Source organism: Flavobacterium plantiphilum, from assembly GCF_046000495.1.
GTDB classification, from domain to species: Bacteria; Bacteroidota; Bacteroidia; order Flavobacteriales; family Flavobacteriaceae; genus Flavobacterium; species Flavobacterium plantiphilum.
Map to the genome: position 1 here is coordinate 604300 of NZ_JBELQA010000002.1, position 18113 is coordinate 622412.

General features: G+C 33.6%; 11 protein-coding genes and 1 tRNA gene. 6 read left to right on the plus strand and 6 right to left on the minus strand.

All coding sequences use genetic code 11. The features are described 5' to 3' along the window. Positions 1–23: 23 nt before the first annotated feature. The 3 genes from ABS764_RS05265 to ABS764_RS05275 all read right to left on the minus strand — a co-directional run bounded on the left by ABS764_RS05265 (position 24) and on the right by ABS764_RS05275 (position 2006). Entirely contained in the window at positions 24–461 is a 438-nt protein-coding gene (locus tag ABS764_RS05265) for a hypothetical protein (protein ID WP_408080698.1), read from the minus strand. Between the two features lie 62 nt (positions 462–523). After that, entirely contained in the window at positions 524–961 is a 438-nt protein-coding gene (locus ABS764_RS05270) for a hypothetical protein (RefSeq protein ID WP_408080700.1), read from the minus strand. 115 nt (positions 962–1076) lie between these two features. Next, the gene (locus ABS764_RS05275; protein ID WP_408080702.1) at positions 1077–2006 is read right to left on the minus strand and encodes a bifunctional riboflavin kinase/FAD synthetase; all 930 of its coding nucleotides are present in this window, start codon (positions 2004–2006) and stop codon (positions 1077–1079) included. A gap of 207 nt (positions 2007–2213) precedes the next feature. Here ABS764_RS05275 and ABS764_RS05280 point away from each other — a divergent pair, with 207 nt between their 5' ends. Continuing rightward, the gene (locus ABS764_RS05280; RefSeq protein ID WP_408080704.1) at positions 2214–4880 is read left to right on the plus strand and encodes a reprolysin-like metallopeptidase; all 2667 of its coding nucleotides are present in this window, start codon (positions 2214–2216) and stop codon (positions 4878–4880) included. A 52-nt stretch (positions 4881–4932) separates the two neighbouring features. On the opposite strand, the gene pth is transcribed toward ABS764_RS05280, so the two are convergent. The 3 genes from pth to ABS764_RS05295 form a co-directional block, all read right to left on the minus strand. After that, positions 4933–5607, minus strand: coding sequence for an aminoacyl-tRNA hydrolase (pth, locus tag ABS764_RS05285; protein WP_408080706.1), 675 nt, complete (start codon positions 5605–5607; stop codon positions 4933–4935). A gap of 232 nt (positions 5608–5839) precedes the next feature. Further along, the gene (locus ABS764_RS05290) at positions 5840–6451 is read right to left on the minus strand and encodes a 50S ribosomal protein L25/general stress protein Ctc (protein WP_408080708.1); all 612 of its coding nucleotides are present in this window, start codon (positions 6449–6451) and stop codon (positions 5840–5842) included. Between the two features lie 96 nt (positions 6452–6547). After that, a complete protein-coding gene (locus ABS764_RS05295; RefSeq protein WP_408080710.1) occupies positions 6548–7489 on the minus strand; it encodes a ribose-phosphate pyrophosphokinase in 942 nt (313 codons plus the stop codon). Positions 7490–7735: 246 nt separating this feature from the next. On the opposite strand from ABS764_RS05295, the gene ABS764_RS05300 reads away from it, so the two are divergent. The 5 genes from ABS764_RS05300 to ABS764_RS05320 all read left to right on the plus strand — a co-directional run bounded on the left by ABS764_RS05300 (position 7736) and on the right by ABS764_RS05320 (position 18017). Continuing rightward, a tRNA-Leu gene (locus ABS764_RS05300) sits at positions 7736–7815 on the plus strand. Positions 7816–8173: 358 nt separating this feature from the next. After that, positions 8174–11290 carry a glycoside hydrolase family 2 TIM barrel-domain containing protein gene (locus ABS764_RS05305; protein ID WP_408080712.1) on the plus strand — a complete coding sequence of 1039 codons (3117 nt, stop codon included), beginning with the start codon at positions 8174–8176 and terminating at the stop codon, positions 11288–11290. A 251-nt stretch (positions 11291–11541) separates the two neighbouring features. Further along, complete coding sequence (locus ABS764_RS05310; RefSeq protein WP_408080714.1) at positions 11542–15561, plus strand: hybrid sensor histidine kinase/response regulator transcription factor; 4020 nt, start codon at positions 11542–11544, stop codon at positions 15559–15561. 33 nt (positions 15562–15594) lie between these two features. Then, positions 15595–16836: a DUF2264 domain-containing protein gene (locus tag ABS764_RS05315; RefSeq protein WP_408080716.1), complete on the plus strand. Its 1242-nt coding sequence runs from the start codon at positions 15595–15597 to the stop codon at positions 16834–16836. Between the two features lie 26 nt (positions 16837–16862). After that, the gene (locus ABS764_RS05320) at positions 16863–18017 is read left to right on the plus strand and encodes a glycoside hydrolase family 88/105 protein (RefSeq protein ID WP_408080718.1); all 1155 of its coding nucleotides are present in this window, start codon (positions 16863–16865) and stop codon (positions 18015–18017) included. Positions 18018–18113 lie beyond the last annotated feature (96 nt).

Here is an 18113-nt window from a genome sequence, read left to right on the forward strand (position 1 = left end):
TTAAAAAGGGATGGAGTAGTACATCAGTCTGTTGAAAATTTATTGTTCCAATACAGCATTAGCAGGAGAGTTACAATTACTGACGAAGCGACTCCTTCAAATAACAATGAAATCGAGTAAGCATCGATAGAAGGATTTCCGCCAAAGAGAAACGTTTCTGACAGCGATTGTACAAAAGCATCACCACCTTGTAGATAACTGTAAATGACTAATGCAACAATGCTTAAGATGACACCAATTACAGCAGTAAACATGGCAGAAATGGCATTGGAAACAAACTGTTTGTTTCCTTCATTCAAATTTTGTTTAATGGTTCTGTTGACACCATAAAAAACAAATACTATGTTTAAAAACCTCAGGTAAAAATGATGAGACAGACCTAATAGTTCCATTAACAAAAAGTAAATACTTATAGCAATGAAAATAATAAGTCCGTTGATAATTTCTTTATTCAGTTTCATTTTATTTGAATTCAAATTGAAAATAAAAGAACCGAAAACTTAAATTTAAAGGATTTAAGTTTCTAGTCAGATGGGTATTTTCTTTTCCAGAATAATAATAATGAAAAGCTAACAATCATTACCGAAACAATGGCTTCAATAAGTAAGGAAAAAACATAAGTCATTACAGTAGCTTCTCCCGGATAAAGTAAAGTATAAGATAAACTTTCAATGAATTCATCACCTCCTTTGGAATAAATATAAGCTGTTAAACCAATAAGACTTAAAAAGACACCAATAAAACCTGTCACAAATGCTGAAACAGCATTTTTTCCAAAATTATTTTTTCCGTGTTTATAGTTAGACTCTAAGGTTTTATTGACTCCGTAATAAACAAACAGGATGTTTAATAATCTTAAATAAAATACATCAGTGAGTTGGAGTACTTCTATTAATGCAAAATAAAGAGCAATACCTATAAAAATAATTACTCCATTGTATAATTCTTTGGGCATTTTCATACGTTTAATTTTTAAAGTTAAAAAATTATTTGATAGTAATCTGGGCGTTGTCTATCAAATTTACGTAAAAAAGCAGGAATTATTTAATAAAATGAAAGGTTTTTTTACTTAAAATTTAAAGCCTTGCTATGTAGGAAAGTGTTTGTGTTTTGTCTTTCTCAATTTGTTCTTTTAATAAAGTAAGCGAATCAAATTTTTCCTCATTCCGAATCCTTTGGTGTATGGCTACTGTAATTTTTTGGTCATATAGATTACCCTCAAAATTTAAATAATGAATTTCCACAGACAATTGTTCTTCACCAACAGTAGGGTTAACACCAATGTTCATCATACCATAAACCGTTTGATTGTTAATCTCACTGGATACAATATAAACCCCTTTTGACGGAATAAGCTTGTAGTCTTCTTCGATTTCCAGATTAGCTGTTGGAAAACCAATTGTTCGTCCCAGTTGTTTGCCTTTACAAACTGTTCCGGTTAAGAAATACTGGTATCCCAAATATTTATTGGCTAAAACCATTTCGCCTTGCTGAATAGCGTTTCTGATTTTTGTAGAACTTACTGAAATAGCATTGATTTCCTGTGCAGATATTTGTTCTACTTCAAAGTTGTATTTTTCGCCAAATTCAATGAGGTTGTTGATGTCTGCGGTTCTGTTTCTTCCAAAACGATGATCGTAACCGATGATTATTTTGTGAATTTTAAATTGTTCTAGAAGGACAGTTCTTACAAAATCTTCAGCTGTTAATCTCGAAAAAATTTCGTCAAAAGGATGTATAACAAGGTTTTGTATGCCTAGTTGTTCCAGAAGAATTATTTTCTCAGACATAGTATTCAGCAGTTTTATTTCTGAACGTTCCTGCAAAATCATTCTGGGATGCGGAAAAAATGTAAGTACCAGACTTTCATACTTGTCATCCCGGGTGTTCTGAATTACTTTTTCCAGTATTTTTTTATGCCCGATGTGTACTCCGTCAAAGGTGCCTAAAGTAAGGATTGTTTTTTTGGGAGAACTGAAATCTTTTATAGAATGAAAAATCTTCAAAGTAAATATTTTATAATAGTGCAAATTTATACTATCTAATTTAAATTTGATACTATGCTTATTCTATTTTTAAGGATTTATGCTCTTTGTCACAAAAAATGAAATTTAATTTAATTATTACGTTTGTTTTGTGTGTTAATTAAAATTAGAAGTTGAATATTTTCTGATTTAAATGCTTTATTTTTGAAACTTAAATTTAAGCTAATCATGAAGATAAATTATCTGTTCCTCTTTTTTTTATTGTGGTTTTCCGTTACTCAGGCTCAGGAAAAGGAAACGTGGACAAGAGTTAATTTGTCGGCTACAGAAAAATTACGCGGAAAATCAGATTCTAAACCTGCTGTTTTATTCCGATTAAATGAAGAAATTTTAAAAAGAAAACTGAAAACGGTACAGGATACAAAGTTTTCAAATGCTTCGACCGAAGTTACGATTCCGAATTCTAATGGTGAGTTGGAAAAATTTGTTATTCATGAAAATTCTAATTTCGAACCGGAACTTCAGGCAAAATATCCGGACATCAGGTCTTATTCGGGTGCAGGAATCACGGATGTTTCGGCCGTTTTAAACTTTAGTATGTCGCCATCAGGAATTCAAACGATGATTACCAGAAAAGGGAATCAGGTAGAGTTTATAGAAAAAGATACAACAAATAAAGATGTATATGTAGTTTTTAATTCTGAAAACAAAGATCAGGAAAAGCTGCCGTTTCGTTGTGCCACTGCTGATGAGTCCGGTTCAACTAAGAAAAATGCTCAGAATGCTAAGCTGGTTTCCAGTGATAAAAAATTTCGTACTCTGCGATTAGCGTTGTCTTGTACGGGAGAATATGCTGTTTATCATGGCGGTACCGTAAACGGAGCATTGGCAGCAATGAATGCCACTATGACAAGAGTAAATGCTGTTTTTACAAGGGATTTAGCGGTAAAATTACTTCTTATAGCTAATAATAATGCTGTGATTTATACAAATGCAGCGACTGATCCGTATTCTGCCGCAGAGGCAGGTGTTGGTAATGGAGATGCCGCCGGAGTCTGGAGTGGAGAGTTACAGAATAATTTAAATTCGGTTATTGGTAGTGCTAATTATGACATAGGACATTTGTTCGGGGCTACTGGTGGTGGTGGAAATGCAGGTTGTATTGGCTGTGTTTGCGAAGCAGCTAAAGGAAGCGCTTATACTTCTCCATCTAATGGCCGACCGGAAGGAGATAGTTTTGATATCGATTTTGTAGCTCACGAAATGGGTCATCAGTTGGGAGCTAATCATGTTTTTTCTTATGAAATAGAAGGTACGGGAGTGAGTGTCGAGCCTGGTAGTGGATCAACAATTATGGGATATGCCGGAATTACTACTGATTATGATGTAGAACAACGTTCGGATGATTATTTTTCGTTTGCAAGTATCAGCCAGATTCAAACTAATTTAACCTCTAAAACATGTCCTGTAATCACGACTATTAATGGAAATACATTAACAGTAAATGCTGGAGCCGATTATACAATTCCAAAAGAGACTGCATTTATCTTAAAAGGCACTGGTAATTCTGCGGCAGGTGTTACTTATGCCTGGGAACAAAATGATTCGGCTACTTCTGCAGATGGTGATTTGAGTGTGGCTTCGGCTACTAAAACTAACGGATCGCTTTTTAGGTCTTATCCGCCGGTCAGCACTCCCATACGCTATATGCCTGTTTTTGAAAATGTCCTGGCAGGAAGATTAACCAGCAGATGGGAATCTGTGCCTGCAGTGGCTAGAACGCTTCATTTTGTTTTAACGGCCAGAGACAACGCTCCAGAGGGTTTTGCACAAACGCTTTCAGATGAGATGGTAGTAAATGTTAATGCAGCAACTGGCCCTTTTGAAGTTACGTCTCAAAATACAGATAATCTCAGTTGGTTTCAGAATACTGAAAAAATAATTGAATGGAATGTTAATGGAACCAATGCTTTGCCGGGTTCGTCAAAGGTTAATATAAAACTTTCAATTGATAACGGAGTTACTTTTCCTATTACGCTGGCTTCGGCTGTTACTAACGATGGTTCTGAGACTATTACAGTTCCGGATGTTTCTTCTCAGTTTTGCAGAATTTTGATTGAGCCAACGGAGAATATTTACTATGCTGTTAATAAAAAAACGTTTACTATAGGGTATACTATTGAATCTGATTGTGAAACTTTTGCTGTTCCCGCAACTCCTTTTGCAATTCCGGAATCGGGTAGTTTTGCTACTAAGGTTATTACAGTGCCTGCGACGGATTCTTTTGTAACTGCTGTAACTGTAGATATAGATATTTCTCATAACTATTTTTCAGATGTTCAGTTCGAATTAATGAGTCCAAAAGGCACTATAGTCAAATTATTTTATAATGGCTGCAGCAGTACTAACGGGCGTTTGTTATTGCATTATGATGACGCTGGTTCAGATTTATCTTGTGGAAATGCGAGTTTACAAACGGTAGCTCCTTTAGGAGTTTTGGGAAATTTTAAGGGTGAAAATCCCACAGGAAACTGGACGCTGCGCTACAGGGACATTTTTACTAATGATACCGGAACGATAAATGCAGCATCCATTGCTGTTTGTACGCAACGATATACCCTGATTCCTTTTGACGAAATTAATAAGGATTTAATAGTGAGTTCTAAGAATAATGATGGCAATTTTAATGTAAAGTATATTAGTACTTCTTCCTCTGCTGAAATCAGGATTTTAGTCTTTGATACTACTGGGAAAAGATTATTTGATGATAAATATCCTAATAATGGTGATTTTAGTCAGGATATCCAACTGGATACCAAGCCAAAGGCAGGAGTTTATTTTGTACACATGATAGATGGAGGTGTGAAAAAAACAACTAAAATTATTATTAAGTAGTTTGTAATCAATTATAAAAAAGCAGGAAAACAGATTTTGTTTTCCTGCTTTTTTATTTTCCGTTGAAAGCTGACATGGTGTTTTCTAAGCCTGCAGTTCCAAAAGATTTAATGATTTCGGCAGCTGTTTCCAATCGTTCAGGAAGCGTTTCATTTTCGGCAGTACTCCATTCTCCTAAAACGTAATCTACTTGTTTTCCTTTTTTGAATTCGTCGCTGATTCCAAAACGAAAACGAGCGTATTCGGTTGTGTTTAGTACGGCCTGAATGTTTTTCAAACCATTGTGTCCGCCATCGCTGCCTTTTTTTCTAATGCGGATAGTTCCGAAAGCAATGTTTAAGTCATCCGTAATTACTAATATATTCTCTAATGGAATTTTTTCTTTTTCCATCCAATATTGAACCGCTTTTCCACTTAAATTCATGTAGGTGTTGGGTTTTAAAAGTAAAAAAGTTTTTCCTTTGAATTTGTATTCGGCAAGAGATCCTAATTTTACGGTTTGAAAGTCAAGACTTTCTTTTTTGGCTAAAAAATCTAATACTTTAAAGCCGATATTGTGTCGTGTGTTTACATATTCGGCGCCAATATTGCCTAATCCTACAATTAAATATTTTTTACTCACGCTTTCTATATTGTTTTCTGGGTGTTCGTGAACCTCCGGTTTCATGTTGTTGCTGTAATCTTCTTTTGCTGCTGTGGGAAACAGCCTCTTTATCCATTGTAACATGCTGCAAAAATAGAGTAAAAAGAGAAAAGAATAAAGTGTGAGGACGAATTGTTTTTAATGTATAATATTCTTTTTTAGCCCCGATGGGAGGGAAAATCCTTTTATTTTTTTCTTTAAAAAATAAAAGATTGGAAGGACAGCGGGACGGCTGTTGTTGTGTTACGGAATAGTTTGCTCCAAAAAAAAAGCACCAACCTTTCGATTGATGCTTTTAAGTATGATTGAAAAAAGATTATTTTTTCTTTCCTTTTGCTGGTGCTTTTGCAGCTTTTGCAGCTTCCTGAGCCGCTTTCATAGCAGCACGAGACATCTTCACCTGACAAATAACAGTGTTGTCCGGGTGCATGATTTTGAAATTTGGAGTAGGAACTTTAGTTACATATAACTTGTTACCCATGTCTAATGGAGTAATATCAGCTTCAACAAAATCAGGAAGATTTTTAGGTAAAGCTTTAACTTTTAATTTACGGTTGTTGATACGTAAATCTCCACCAGCCATAACTCCTTTAGAGTTACCAGTGATTTTTACAGGAACTTCAATAGTGATTTCTTTGTTATCATATAACTGGAAGAAGTCAATGTGTAAGATTCTGTCAGAAACTGGGTGAACCTGGATATCTTGTAAGATAGCGTTGAATGATTTTCCGTTACCCAATTCGATCACAACTGTGTGAGCGTTTGGAGTGTAAACCAAGTTTTTGAATGCTTTTTCTTCTGCTGAAAAATGAACTGGTTGATCTCCTCCGTATAACACGCAAGGAACCGCTCCAGCATTACGTAAGGCTTTAGTAGCTACTTTGCCCACGCTTTCTCTTTCTGATCCTTTAATTGTAATCGATTTCATTTTAAATATTTATATAGTTATTAATTAAACTCTTATTCAGTGACTAGTGACTAGTAACTAGTTATTAGCTACTATTTGACACTAATCAGGTGTTTTTTACATGATAAACTTTCCGCTGATGGAATTGTTGTTTTGTACCATGTGCATTACTTCAGCAAAAAGAGGCGCACAACTTACTACTCTGATTTTGTTTGAAGCTTTCTTTAATGGAATAGAATCTGTTACGATTAATTCGCTCAATTTAGATTCTTCTATTCTTTCGTATGCTTTACCAGATAAAATAGGATGTGTACAGATTGCTCTAACACTTAAGGCTCCTCTTTCTATCATTAGGTCAGCTGCTTTTGCTAATGTACCTCCGGTATCAATCATATCGTCAACCAGGATAACATTGCGTCCTTTTACATCACCAATTAATTCCATGGTGTCAATAACGTTAGCTTGTTTTCTTTGTTTGTAACAAATTACCACATCAGATTCTAAGAATTTAGAATAAGCATAAGCTCTTTTTGAGCCTCCCATGTCTGGAGAAGCAATTGTTAGGTTATCTAACTTAAGGCTTTCTACGTATGGTAAAAATATAGTAGAAGCAAAAAGATGATCTACTGGTTTTTCAAAGAATCCCTGGATTTGGTCAGCGTGTAAATCCATAGTCATAATTCTTGTTGCTCCTGCTGTTTCCAGCATTTTAGCTATTAACTTAGCTCCAATTGGGACTCTGGGTTTGTCTTTTCTGTCTTGTCTTGCCCAACCAAAATAAGGCATAACAGCAGTTATATGTCTTGCTGAAGCGCGTTTAGCAGCATCAATCATCAATAATAACTCCATTAAATTATCCGTATTAGGGAAAGTAGAGCAAACAATAAAAACACGTAATCCTCTGATTGACTCTTCGTAAGACGGTTGAAATTCTCCATCACTATAATGTGACATAGATACTTTACCTAATGGAATTCCGTATGCTTCGGAAATTTTTTCAGCTAGATAGACACTTTGTGAACAAGCAAAAATTTTAGCTTCTGGTTCTTTTTGTGACATTTAATTTGTTGTTTTTATTCCGCTACACTCAATTACAATTTTGTTTTGTCTTTTTTTAAAAGACAGAATGTGTTTAAATGCCTCGGATGGAGTTAGTTAGTATATGCTGTTTTAACGAGCTGCAAATTTAGAAAATTAATTTGACTGTGAAAGTAAAAAATTAAGATTTTTTCTTAGAATGTTTAAGAATATTTTTTACATTTGCACCGTGTTAAAGAAAAGATATTTTTTCTTTCCTTTTTAAAAGCCCAGGTGGCGGAATTGGTAGACGCGCTGGTCTCAAACACCAGTTCTTAGGAGTACCGGTTCGATCCCGGTCCTGGGTACAAAAGCCCCTTCGAAAGAAGGGGCTTTTTTTATGCTTATTATTTTCTTTTTTATAGAAACTATGATTTAGTTTTTCTACCGTTATTTTTTATTCATATTGCTATTGAATAATAAAAACCCTTAAAAAATATTGGGTTTACAAGCGTTTATGTCAAAATACCCCCGCTAATGTATTGTAATACCCCTCTTGTCTTTTGTGTTGTTGTCTAAATTTGTAAACTAGATTTTTATTTCTTATTTGACTTTTTGTTTTGTTTTGAATTCTATGTATTTCCCAATGATACCTATAAAGTTTTTTAGAATATAATTTCTAAAAGTTGTCCAATTTTAAAATACGAGTTTATTAAAGAAGATTAAATGAGAAATATTGTAGTAGCATTTGCTTTGTTTTTGAGTCTGCAAAATAGTTTTGCACAAACTAACGAATGGGAAAACCCACAAATTTTAGATAGAGGGAAAGAAGCAGGAAGAGGTTCTTTTCTTTTGTTTAGTAATGAATCAGAATTGAAAGATAATGAACCTCAAAAATCAGCATTGTATCAAAGTCTGAATGGGAATTGGAAATTTAACATGGTTAAAAATCCACTGCAACGTCCTGTAGATTTTTATTCTACTGCTTTAGATGACTCTAATTGGAAAACTATTAAGGTACCTTCAAACTGGGAAATTCAAGGTTTTGATATTCCTATTTATACTAATATAACTTATCCATTTCCTAAAAATCCACCGTTTATAGGTGGTGATTATAATCCAGTAGGAAGTTATAGACGTACTTTTTCTGTTTCTGATTCATGGAATGATAAAGAAATTATCCTTCATTTTGCTTCTATTTCGGGTTATGCACGAGTTTTCTTGAACGGAAAAGAAGTAGGGATGACTAAAGCTTCTAAAACGCCGGCTGAATTTAATATTACTTCTTTCTTGAAAAAAGGCGAAAACTTATTAGCGGTTCAAGTGTTTCGCTGGCATGATGGAAGTTATTTAGAAGACCAGGATTTCTGGAGATTAAGTGGTATTGAGCGCGATGTGTATTTACAAGCTATGCCTAAAACTACTATTTGGGATTATTTTGTAAAAAGTGATTTAGATAATCAATATAAAAACGGAATTTTCAATTTGGAAGTTAGTTTGAAGAGTTTCCAAAACACTAAAATCAAGAATCCTTCAGTAAAAGTAGAATTGTTTGATCATCAAGGGAAAAGTGTTTTTTCTGAGAACAAAAAAGTAGATGTAAAAACTCAAAAAGTAAGTTTTAGCAAAACACTTGAAAATATAAAACAATGGAGTGCCGAAACGCCAAATTTATATCGCTATACTATTACATTAGTTGATGTTAAAGGGAATACTTTGGAAATAATTTCTAAAAAAACAGGTTTCAGAAAAGTAGAAATTAAAGATGCGCAGTTATTGGTTAATGGAAAAGCCATTTTGGTAAAAGGGGTTAATATTCATGAACACAGTGATACAAAAGGTCATACTCCTGATACTGAATTGATGCTGAAAGACCTCCAGTTAATGAAGGAAAATAATATTAATGCAATTAGAATGAGTCATTATCCTCATGATACACATTTTTATGAATTATGTGATGAGTACGGATTTTATGTGGTAGACGAAGCTAATATAGAAACGCATGCTATGGGAGCTGAATGGCAAGGTTCATTTGATAAATCAAAACATCCCGCTTATATGCCGGAATGGGCAGCAGCACATTTGGATAGAATTAAAAGGATGTTTGCTGTAGATAAAAATCATCCTTCGATTATTATTTGGTCTATGGGTAATGAGTGTGGAAATGGCCCTGTTTTTTATGAAGCTTATGATTGGTTGAAAAAAATCGACACAACGCGTCCAGTTCAGTTTGAGCAAGCGGGAGAAAATCCTGACACAGATATTGTGTGTCCAATGTATCCCGGAATTAAAAGTATGAAAGCCTATGCTAGTGCAGATAAAAAGCGTCCTTATATTATGTGTGAATATTCACATGCAATGGGGAATAGTAACGGGAATTTTCAAGAATATTGGGATATTATCAACAGTAGTAAACACATGCAGGGTGGGTTTATCTGGGATTGGGTAGACCAAGGTTTGAAAACTAAAAATGAAAAAGGAGTCACATTTTGGGCTTACGGAGGTGATTTAGGAGGGAAAGATCTTCAAAATGATGAGAATTTCTGTGCTAACGGATTAGTTTCGGCTAATAGAATTCCGCATCCAGGTTTATTTGAAGTGAAAAAGAGTTATCAAAACATTCAGTTTCAGTTAAAAAATGATAAGGATTTAGTAGTGACTAATAATTATAATTTTACCAATCTTTCTAAATATAATTTCAAATGGGGGTTAGTAAAAAATGGAAAGATTGATAAATCAGGCGAATTTAATGTTGAAGGAAATCCGGAAGAAAGTAAATCTATTGTTTTAGACTTAGGAAATATAGGTATTAATTCAGAATATTTCTTGAATGTTTACGCCGTTTCAAAATATGATGAGCCTTTGGTTGCTAAAGGACATGAATTTGCGAGAGCACAATTTGCAATTGGAAAAGGAAGTTATTTTGATAATAATACGGTTGATAAAACGACTAAAAAATTAAAATATAAAGTAAAAAATGAGTTGCTTTCTTTTGAAACGGAAAGTGTAGCAGGAGTATTTGATTTGAAAAAAGGCGAAATTGTAAAATATGCATTGAAAAACACTGTCGATACTATGATTACAAATTTCCCAACTCCTTATTTTTGGCGTGCACCAACCGATAATGATTTTGGCAATGGAATGCAAAATAAAGCAGAGGTTTGGAAAGAGGCTTCTCAAAATCCAACAGTAATCAGTGTTGATTTGGATAAAAAATCTTCTGAAGGTTTGTTAATTAAAGTGATTTATCAATTAGCAGAAGTAAAAGTTCCTTATACTGTAAATTATTTGATTCAAAATAATGGAGCGATTCAAGTAACTGCTGCCATTGATATGGAAGGTAAAGATTTGCCTGAGTTACCTCGTTTTGGAATGCGATTGAAATTGAATGGATCTTATGATAATTTGAATTATTACGGAAGAGGACCATGGGAAAATTATTCTGATAGAAAATCAGCATCTTTCATTGGAGAATATTCAGATAAAGTAATCAATCAATTTACCCGAACATACATTCGTCCGCAAGAATCGGGTTATAAAACAGATGTTCGCTGGTTGACTTTGAAAAATGATAAAGGGCAAGGTTTGAAAATTGAAGGAAAGCAAAGTCTTGGTTTTAGTGCGTTGAATGTTTCAACAGAAGATTTAGATCCAGGAAAACATAAAAATCAACGCCATCCTTCCGATTTGGATTTAGATTCTAAAGAAGCAGTGTATTTGCATTTGGATTACAAACAAAGAGGACTTGGTGGAGATGATAGCTGGGGTGCTTTGCCGCATGAGGCTTATCGTTTGTTGGATAAAAGATACAGTTATTCTTACTTAATCTCATTGGTTAATTAATTTAGTGGTTTTTTTGTGTTATTAGGAGAAAACCTATGATGTTTATTCATAGGTTTTTCTAATTTTAAAGATTTCAGTTCTTTTTTTAATTGTTTTTTGATTTTTAATGGTATTTGATAAATGAATTATATTTGATTGAAGTAGTTTTTAGCTAACCAAAAATACATTGTATTTTGAGAAATATATCTTTTTTGTTTTTTATGTTTCTAATCTGTTTTACGACTAATCCACAAGTTGTAAAAGGATTGCTTGTGCCAAATTCTAATCAAGAAAAATATACAATAGGTTATATAGGAATTGAAAACGGATTAGCAAATAATGCTGTTACTTCAGTTTATAAAGATAAGCGAGGTTTAATGTGGTTTGGTACTTATGATGGAATTAGTAGGTACGATGGATATAATTTTTCCAATTATAGAAATCAGCCTAATGATGCAAATTCATTAATTAATAATAGAGTTGTAACTATTTGTGGAACTCAAAATGAAATTTGGATTGGTACAAAATCAGGAATAAGCGTTTATAGTTATTTGACAAATCAGTTTAGTACCAGGAATTATGTAAATCCTATAACGTCTAAAAAAGAGTTGATTGCTTATGCGATTAATGATTTAAAAGAGGAAAAAAAAGGGATATATATTGCTACGGCAGGTACGGGATTGCTATATGGTTCCAATAAAGGAGGTGATATTACTGAGATACCTCTTTATGTAAACGGAAAATTGCAATGGGATTATCATATGCAGGGAATCGATTTTGACAAATCGGGCAGATTATGGGGTTTTGTTCAGGGGGTTGGAATTGTGAGTATGGATACCAAAACCAATAAACTATCGGTAGTTTTGTCAGATATTTTGACTGGAACGAGTGTCTTTTATGACGGATTTTCAAATGTTTGGGTAGCTACCGAATTAGGCTTGTTAAAATACAATATTGTAGATAAATCGTATCGTGTTTATAATAATCAGCAAATTCAATATCCCATTGCTGATTTAATTTATAAGCCGGATACAAAAGAAATTTGGATTGCTACAAATGGGAATGGAGTTGTGAAGTACAATTTTACTTCAGATTCATTTTCTTTATTAAGTAATTATCTAGGGGAAGAAAAACTCAATAGCAATGCTATTTCCTCTTTATGCTTAGATAGTGATAATAGAGTTTGGATTGGAACCTTAAGAGGAGGTGTTAATAAAGTGGAAAATAGGAAAAGCCCTTTTACCACCATTTCTAGAAATGAAAAAATTAGTAACACCTTACCAAGTGATTTTATTCTTTCCTTATGTGAGCAAGATGCTAATCATCTTTGGATTGGTACCGATGGAGGAGGAGCCAGTTTGTGGGACAGAAAAAATAATCAGTTTACGAATTATTCCTATAATGCTACTAATCCTAATTCCTTGTCAAATAATTTTGTTACATCAATTATAAAGGACAGTCACGGAACTTGGTTTGGGTCTTATGGAGGCGGAGTTTGTGTTTTTAATCAACAAACAAATAGTTTTAAGAGGTATCGACTTTTTAATCTTACTTATAATATTGTTCAAAAAAATATCTGGGTACTTTTTAAGAGTAAAGAAGGGATTTTATGGGCTGCGTCTCCTGACGAAGAGGGCTTGTATCGTTACAATGAAGCGCTTGATCAATTTGACTTTGTGGATGCTAAAATTAGTGGGATTATTTCTATGGCCGAAGATGCTCAGGGCAATATTTGGTTAGGAACTTTTACTAAGTTAATTAAACTTAACCCAAAGACATTACAAAGTCAAAGTATTGAAGTTAAATATCCGGTACGTTCCATTGTCGCTATTTCGGGTTCTAAAATGCTTGTTGGGACAGAAGGATCTGGCTTGATGGTTTTTAATCCTCAAACACTACAAATGCGGTTTTTGACTCAAGCAAACGGACTTTCTAATAATTCGGTTCTGAATATTGTTAGAGATAATCAAGGGCTTTATTGGTGTAGTACTTACAATGGTATTTTTGTGTACAATCAAACTAGTGAAAAAATCACCACTTATTATGATGCCGATGGGCTTCAGAGTAATCAATTTAATTACAATGCCGGACTCAAACTTTCTACAGGAGAAATAGTATTTGGTGGGATTAAGGGTTTTAATATTATTGATACTAAAATAAACAATGCCGTTCATGCTTTTCCTAAACTGATTATTAGTAATATTAAAGTTAATAATAAGGTGTACAGTGAATCGGGTTTAACTAGTTTTGGTATAGAGAAATTAAAATTACCCTATGAAGAATCAATGTTAAATATTGAATTTGCTGCTTTAGAGTATAGTTTGCCTGAAAAAATATCCTATGCTTATTTTTTAGAAGGCTGGGATTCGCAATGGCATTATGTTGATCATATAAGAACGGCTAATTATTCCAGATTGACAGAAGGGAATTATGTTTTAAAAATTAAATCTACTAATGCAGAAGGTGTCTGGAATTCAAAAACTATTTCGTTACCTATTACAATTTTACCTCCTTGGTATCGAAGTGGATTTGCTTATTTTATTTATGTTTTAGCCATTGCTTTTGGAATTTTTATTGTTGATAAATACCAACGTAAGCAAGCACAACTTAAATATGAAATACAGCTTTCGCAAGATTTAGCCAAACAGGAAAAAGAGCTGAATGAGAAAAAATTAACTTTTTTTACTAATATTTCTCATGAGTTTAGATCGCCTTTAACGATGATTATTAATCCTCTCAAGGATATTATTTATGGTGATAAGCAACAAATAGAACCAAGTGCTATAGAAATGGTATATAGTAATTCCAGAAGATTGTTAAGCTTAGTAGACCAATTGTTACTTTTTAGAAAGACAGAGACAGAAACAGGTAAATTAAAAATTGCACACATTGATATTGTTGAATTAGCTAAAGAGGTTTTTAGCTGTTTTGTTCATCATGCCAAAACTAAAAAGATAGATTACACTTTTAGTATTTCCGAAGAAAAATTATTGGTTTATGTTGATCGTGAAAAGATTGAAATGGCTTTGTTTAATTTGATTTCAAATGCTTTAAAATTTACCGAAAAAGAAAATGGAACTGTAGCTGTCAACCTGCGTTGTATAGGTGATGAAGTAATTATTAATGTGGTTGATAATGGTGAAGGTGTTTCAAATGCCGATAAAGAAAAAATATTCAACTTGTTTTATCAATCCAATAAGAATATTAAAAACAACCGAAAAGGATTTGGAATTGGTTTGTATTTGGTAAAACAATTTGTCAATCAACATCATGGCGAAGTATATTGTTATGATAATGAAAATGGAGGTGCAACTTTTGAAATTAAATTGCCTTTAGGAAAAGAACACTTTGGTGATATAGAAATAAGAGAAGATTTAAGTGATAGAACCTTGTTTTTAGAAGAAGCTTTAGAAGATAAATTAATACAGGAAAATGTATTAGAAGCCATAGAAGAAAATAATATTGATGCGGATTTAGTTAAAGACGCTAAAAGTATTTTGGTTGTAGATGATAATCCTCAAATAAGAAATTATTTGAAGCGTATATTTGCATTAAAATATAAAGTAACTACTGCTGAAAGTGCTGAAAATGCATTGGCAATAATTAGAAAACTACAACCCGATTTAATTATTTCGGATGTGGTAATGGGTGATATGAATGGAGTTGCTTTTTGTAAGCAAATCAAATCAGATGATGAGTTAAAACATATTCCTGTAATATTGCTCACAGGAGGTACTTCGGAAGATGTAAAGCTTAAAGGTGCTGAAGTTGGCGCCGATGATTACATAACCAAACCATTTGATAACGACTATTTGTTAGCGCGAATTAATGGAATTCTTACCCGACGCGATAGTGTCCAGAATTACTTGCTGAATTCCGTTACTAAAAATGTAGCAAGTCCTAAATTGTCTGATGAGGACAAAAAACTAATTGATAAAATAGTAGAAATAATTGACGCTAATCTGGATGTCGAAAGTTTTAATGTCAAAGATTTGGCAATTGAATTAGGAATGAGTCATTCCTTAGTTTATAAAAAAATTAAAAAAATCACGGGTAAATCGGTTTCTGAATTTACCAGAAATGTGCGTTTGCGAAAAGTGGCAACTTTGTTAATAACAACCGATTTGCAAATTAGTCAGGCTGCTTCGATGGCCGGTTTTGGTGATATTAAGTATTTTAGAAAACAGTTTCAGCAATTCTATGAAATGAATCCTTCTGATTTTAAAAAGAAATATCAAAACGTAAAAGACAATAAATATATTTTGAACGAGAGTTTTTGGAAATCAACTTAATTGTGTTTTTCAAACTTTAAAAATTAAAAAACTATGAATTTTAATACCAGAAAAACAGTTCTATTGCTGTTGTTGCTTTTAGGAGTTAATGTGGTACAAGCGCAGCACAAAAAATTGGAGAAAGATTCGCCAGAAAAAGTTCGTGAATTCTTTGTGTCCTCATTAATTACTATTGGCGATCCTGTTTTAGAGGCGCTGAGTAAAAATGAATTAAAAAAGAACATGCCTGTAGAACGATCACCTGGCGCTTGGGATGATAGAAAACATGTAACTTATTTAGAGGCATTTGGTCGATTGTTATCAGGAATGGCACCTTGGTTAGAATTAGGTCCTGATACAACAGCTGAAGGGAAATTAAGAGCTAAGTATATTGATTTAGCGCAAAAATCCATTCACAATGCAACTGATCCTGCTTCTCCGGACTTCATGAATTTTGTAGTAGACAGGCAGCCATTGGTAGATGCTGCTTTTTTGGCGCAAGCCTTACTTAGGGCGCCAAAACAATTGTGGGAGCCACTGGATGTTACCACTAAAGAAAATGTGATAAAAGCTTTTAAGTCGTCTAGAAAAATAGAGCCGTATCATAGTAATTGGCTTCTTTTTGCCAGTATGGTAGAAGCTGCAATACTTAAGTTTGATAAAGACGAAGACCAAAAACGATTAATGTATGCCTTAGATGAACATAAAAAATGGTATTTAGGAGATGGAATGTATGGTGATGGTCCCGATTTTCATTGGGATTATTACAATAGTTTTGTAATTCATCCCATGCAATTGGATATATTAAAAACACTCAACGAAAAAGAGGCTAATTTTAAAGCCGATTTTAAAACTGAATTGGATAGAGCCAGGCGTTATGCGGCTATTCAGGAACGATTAATATCTCCTGATGGTACTTATCCTCCTATAGGTAGGTCGTTAGCGTATCGTTTTGGAGCTTTTCAGTTGTTGTCCCAAGTGGCACTTTGGAAAGAATTACCCAAAGAAGTCGAACCTGCTCAGGTACGTTCGGCCTTATATGCTATGATTTATAATCAATTGAAAGCGCCGGGAACTTTTGATAAAAACGGTTGGCTTCAGATTGGATTGTATGGTCATCAACCTAACATTGGTGAAGGTTATATTTCAACGGGAAGTTTATACTTGTGTTCAGAAGCCTTTTTAGTACTTGGTTTACCGGCTACAGATGCATTTTGGAGTGACAAATACGAACCTTGGACCCAAAAGAAAATTTGGTCAGGACAGGTTATTCCAATTGACCATGCTTCAAAATAAATAAAAACTAAATCAACTTTATAATTATGAATTTTAAAAACTCATTTTTTATCCTAATGACATCTTTTTCGTTGATGATTGTTAGTTGTAAAAGCAGCGCTGTTAAGAAAGAAAATGCTATAAAAGAATCTAAAAAAGAAGTTCTTGCTATTATTGATAAAGTAAACAGCCGTTGGCAAGATACACATCCTGAATTGGGTAATGCTTTTTGGAATGTTGCGGCTTATCATACGGGGAATATGGAAGCGTATAAGGTTACTAAAAACAAAAAGTACTTGGATTATTCTTTGGCTTGGGCTGAAAAAAATCAGTGGATGGGAGCCAAATCAACTAATAAATCGGAATGGAAATACAATTATGGGGAAAATGACAAGCATGTGTTGTTCGGTGATTGGCAAATATGTTTTCAGACCTATATTGACTTGTATAATTTTACAGGGAAAAAAGATCCTCAAATGATTGCCAGAGCTCGTGAAGTTATGGAATACCAAATGAGTACAGCTGCTAATGATTATTGGTGGTGGGTAGATGGCTTATATATGGTTATGCCTGTTATGACTAAGTTGTATAAAGTTACGGGAAATGAATTGTATCTGGAAAAATTGCATGAATATTTAACTTATGCAAACTCTATTATGTATGACGATGAAGAGAAATTGTATTTTAGAGATGCAAAATATATTTATCCAAAACACAAAAGTGCCAACGGTAAAAAAGATTTCTGGGCAAGAGGAGATGGATGGATTTTTGCCGGTTATGCTAAGATTATTCAGGACTTACCAAAGAATACAAAACACAAACAAGAGTACATTAATCGTTTTAAAGATATGGCTAAGTCATTAGCTGCAGCGCAACAAAAAGAAGGCTATTGGACCAGAAGTATTTTAGATCCGGAACATGCTCCGGGACCGGAAACCAGTGGGACAGCCTTTTTTACCTATGGTTTTTTATGGGGAATCAATAATGGCATTTTAGATAAAGAAACCTACTTGCCAGTAGTGGAGAAATCTTGGAATTACTTGACTCATTTTGCACTTCAAGCTGATGGTACTGTAGGTTATGTTCAACCTATCGGTGAAAAAGCTATTCCAGGGCAAGTAGTAGATAAAAATTCCACCGCTGATTTTGGAGTAGGAGCATTTTTATTAGCAGCTTCTGAGATGTATCGTTTTGTGAAATGATTTGAATAATAGATTTTATAAAGTCATAAAAAGCTAGTGTTTTTTAAAAAAAAGCACTAGCTTTTTTTTAACTTATGTTTAAGATACAGAGAATGT

What these genes read in the sequence shown, in the direction of transcription:
- pth (WP_408080706.1), bottom strand. Translation starts at nt 5,607, where the DNA reads ATGTTACAATGGATAAAGAGGCTGTTTCCCACAGCAGCAAAAGAAGAT.
- ABS764_RS05295 (WP_408080710.1), bottom strand. Translation starts at nt 7,489, where the DNA reads ATGTCACAAAAAGAACCAGAAGCTAAAATTTTTGCTTGTTCACAAAGT.
- ABS764_RS05290 (WP_408080708.1), bottom strand. Translation starts at nt 6,451, where the DNA reads ATGAAATCGATTACAATTAAAGGATCAGAAAGAGAAAGCGTGGGCAAA.
- ABS764_RS05320 (WP_408080718.1), top strand. Translation starts at nt 16,863, where the DNA reads ATGAATTTTAAAAACTCATTTTTTATCCTAATGACATCTTTTTCGTTG.
- ABS764_RS05265 (WP_408080698.1), bottom strand. Translation starts at nt 461, where the DNA reads ATGAAACTGAATAAAGAAATTATCAACGGACTTATTATTTTCATTGCT.
- ABS764_RS05305 (WP_408080712.1), top strand. Translation starts at nt 8,174, where the DNA reads ATGAGAAATATTGTAGTAGCATTTGCTTTGTTTTTGAGTCTGCAAAAT.
- ABS764_RS05280 (WP_408080704.1), top strand. Translation starts at nt 2,214, where the DNA reads ATGAAGATAAATTATCTGTTCCTCTTTTTTTTATTGTGGTTTTCCGTT.
- ABS764_RS05315 (WP_408080716.1), top strand. Translation starts at nt 15,595, where the DNA reads ATGAATTTTAATACCAGAAAAACAGTTCTATTGCTGTTGTTGCTTTTA.
- ABS764_RS05270 (WP_408080700.1), bottom strand. Translation starts at nt 961, where the DNA reads ATGAAAATGCCCAAAGAATTATACAATGGAGTAATTATTTTTATAGGT.